General features: G+C 51.7%; 2 rRNA genes. Both read right to left on the bottom strand.

Features of this window, described 5'->3' with window-relative positions:
- Positions 1–8: 8 nt before the first annotated feature.
- Positions 9–125: ribosomal RNA gene (rrf, locus tag PV403_RS25085) — 5S ribosomal RNA — on the bottom strand.
- Between the two features lie 111 nt (positions 126–236).
- Positions 237–348, bottom strand: a 23S ribosomal RNA gene (locus PV403_RS25080); the annotation flags it as partial.

The following is a 348-nucleotide window of genomic DNA, read 5'->3' as shown; positions in this document are numbered from 1 at the left end:
GGGTTTTCGCTTGGCGGCGTCCTACTCTCCCAGGACCCTGCGGTCCAAGTACCATCGGCGCTGGAGGGCTTAACGGTCGTGTTCGGGATGGGTACGTGTGGAACCCCTCCGCTATCGCCACCAAACGAGCATTTTACAAATGCGGTATTCAAGGATTTGCTCCCTGAAAACTAGATACGAAACATTTTGCGATTTGTAGCATATGCTCCTGAAGCAACTTCCCTTCAGAAAGCTTGTAGGATAAGCCCTCGACCGATTAGTACTGGTCAGCTCCATGCATTGCTGCACTTCCACCTCCAGCCTATCTACCTCGTCGTCTTCAAGGGGTCTTACTAGTTGGGAAATCTC

This window comes from Paenibacillus sp. GYB006 (assembly GCF_036577645.1).
Lineage (GTDB): Bacteria > Bacillota > Bacilli > Paenibacillales > Paenibacillaceae > Paenibacillus.
Note: the sequence above shows the minus strand (reverse complement) of the source record. Positions and strands in the feature narration are given on the sequence as shown.